Source organism: Bartonella sp. OD88NMGDW, from assembly GCF_042193775.1.
Lineage (GTDB): Bacteria > Pseudomonadota > Alphaproteobacteria > Rhizobiales > Rhizobiaceae > Bartonella > Bartonella grahamii.
This window is the reverse complement of sequence record NZ_JBHIMA010000039.1, coordinates 1-2,381: the sequence shown is the minus strand read 5'-3', so window position 1 is coordinate 2,381 and position 2,381 is coordinate 1. Positions and strand designations below refer to the sequence as shown.

Here is a 2,381-nt window from a genome sequence, read left to right as displayed (position 1 = left end):
ATAGAGCTTTTTTCGGGAGCATCAGTCATGAAATCGTATTTAAAAGGATCCGAAAAAACAGCAAAGTAGTGAAATTTTCTGATGATTTTGAGAATAGACATGCGTTTAAATTGACAGAAAGGCACCGTACAGATCGATTTAAAGATTTTGTGATAAAAACCACATTGAAATTAAAAACGCTTCTGTACGGTCCATTTTGAGGCAAATAAACCCATTGGTAAAGTTATGGATTTAGATAGGGGATATTAAACCAGATGTTTTTAAAAAAACGTAAACAGAAAGGGCAAAAAAAGTGGGTTGCAACGGCGGTGGGGCATGCCCCATGGGGATTAGGGGTAGCAGAGTATTTTTATAACCTTTACGAATATGATGATGGCACAAGAGAATACGAAGAATTTGACGGTGGTCAGTATCATGAGATGCCTTGTAAAGTTGATTACAGTACCAAGGCGCAAGTGAAAGCTTGGATATATGGGGGTGATTTGCCAAGAAGCGTATTGAGTTGCGAAGCATTGATAGACGAGGTGAATAGGGAAATCAAAAAACGTACAGTGAAAGCAGTGAAAACTTATGATGATATAGACAGTGAACTAGAGAAAGCACTTGGTATTCAATTAGGTAGGTATCAAAATGAAAAAAATTGAAAAAAATAAAAAATACGTATTGACATTAAAAAAAGGTTCGTTTAGAAATTTCGACAAGTGCTAAAAACACTTAATCGTAAGCGGTTAAACCACGTAAGGTTTTTCCCATTTCTTAAAATACTGACTTTCTTTTGTGCTATCATTGGCATATAACGATTTTGTCGGGTGTAGCTATACCATACAATACCCTTCGCGAGGGGAAAGTATAGCGGCGGACTTACGACCGTGTTTTTAGCGCCCGGCGCCCTTATGGGCTGTCAATTAAAAACCTAATTTCGTAAGGATTTATTATGCAAAATTCTGTAAAAAAATATCAACTCACCAATCAAACAATTCTTCGTGAGGGTAAAAAACTTTATCGCATTAAGGCGTTAAGAGATTTTGGTGATGTTAAAGCTGGTCAACTTGGTGGCTATATTGAATCTGAAGAAAATCTTTCCCATGATGGTAATTGCTGGGTTGGTGATCAGGCCATTGTTGTGAGCCCTGGTCGTGTTTACGAAAATGCGCAGGTTTATGGCAATGCAGGTGTTGGTGGTTTTGTATATGGTAATGCTCGCGTCTACGATTCAGCAAAGGTTTTTGCCAATGCCCATGTGTATGATAATGCCCATGTTTTCGATAGTGCAAAAATTGTAAGTAAAGTGCATGTTTATGAAAATGCCAATGCATGTGGCATGGCTATTGTTACTAAGAATATTTGTGGTGACACAATGAATAATGTTTATACAGAACGCCTTTCTCCTTATGGTGAAATTTGCTTTGTTATGTGTCGTGCTCATAGGAAAACAGCTTAAATAACGGCGCGGGCGCGGCGGGGGCGCCTCCTTATAACCATTTCATTCAAAAATTTATTCAAATGTTAGATTAGGGAGTTACCTATGACCACTACAACTGTATCTAAAAAATATGAATTTACTAATGAAAACTTCACTTTTGATGGTCTTACTTTACACCGCATACGTGCTCTAAGAGATTTTGATGATGTTAAGGCGGGGGACCTCGGCGGTTTTATTGAAAATGAAAGTAACTTATCCCATGATGGCAATTGCTGGGTCTATGATAATGCCGCGGTTCTTTTCGATGCAACTGTTTATGAAAATGCTAAAATTTATAATGATGCTAAAATCTTTAGAGGTGCCAAGGTGTATGGCAATGCTATCGTTAATGGCAAGGCATTGGTTTTTGATACAACCGCTCATATTTATGATAACGCAAAAATTCATGATAACGCTAAGGTCTGTGGGCATGTTTATGGTAATGCCGTAATTAGTGATAATGCTACTATTTCTAATGGTGCCAAGGTTTATGACAATGCCCGTGTCTATGAAAGTGCGTATGTTTGTGGCTATATTTTTGGCAATGCCCATGTGTATGGCAAGTCACGGGTTTATGTCTGGGCGCGGGTTTATGATAATGCCCATGTTTTTTGTAATGCTTGGATTAAGGATTATTCAAGTATCTATGGTCATGCCAAGGTTTCTGGATCGGCTCGTGTTGGTTGCTTTGTAAGGATTTATGATCATGCCAAGGTCTATGGCAAATCAAATATTGATCATCATGTGCAAATTTATGGCAATGCTGTTGTGAATAGCCGTGCAAAAATTCGTAATGATATCTGTGATGATAATCTGTCACTAAAAGACGCTGCTTAAATAACGCGGGGGGCTGCTTTATAGCAAAAAAGCCGCGTCCTTTAAGACACGGCTTTTATTATCAAAACAGCTAGCGATCTAA

Annotated in this window: 4 protein-coding genes; all 4 read left to right on the top strand. The window is 38.2% G+C overall.

Features of this window, described 5'->3' with window-relative positions; all coding sequences use genetic code 11:
- A partial coding sequence (locus ACFIJR_RS08865) for a hypothetical protein (protein WP_375654048.1) occupies nucleotides 1–200 on the top strand: 200 nt, incomplete at its 5' end.
- Nucleotides 201–254: 54 nt separating this feature from the next.
- Nucleotides 255–644: a hypothetical protein gene (locus ACFIJR_RS08860; protein WP_375620301.1), complete on the top strand. Its 390-nt coding sequence runs from the start codon at nucleotides 255–257 to the stop codon at nucleotides 642–644.
- A 290-nt stretch (nucleotides 645–934) separates the two neighbouring features.
- Entirely contained in the window at nucleotides 935–1,441 is a 507-nt protein-coding gene (locus ACFIJR_RS08855) for a hypothetical protein (protein WP_375627031.1), read from the top strand.
- 84 nt (nucleotides 1,442–1,525) lie between these two features.
- On the top strand, nucleotides 1,526–2,299 hold the full coding sequence (locus tag ACFIJR_RS08850) for a hypothetical protein (protein ID WP_375627030.1): 774 nt from the start codon (nucleotides 1,526–1,528) through the stop codon (nucleotides 2,297–2,299).
- Nucleotides 2,300–2,381 lie beyond the last annotated feature (82 nt).

Coding starts and splice junctions, on each gene's coding strand:
- ACFIJR_RS08855 (WP_375627031.1), top strand. CDS start 935: ATGCAAAATTCTGTAAAAAAATATCAACTCACCAATCAAACAATTCTT.
- ACFIJR_RS08860 (WP_375620301.1), top strand. CDS start 255: ATGTTTTTAAAAAAACGTAAACAGAAAGGGCAAAAAAAGTGGGTTGCA.
- ACFIJR_RS08850 (WP_375627030.1), top strand. CDS start 1,526: ATGACCACTACAACTGTATCTAAAAAATATGAATTTACTAATGAAAAC.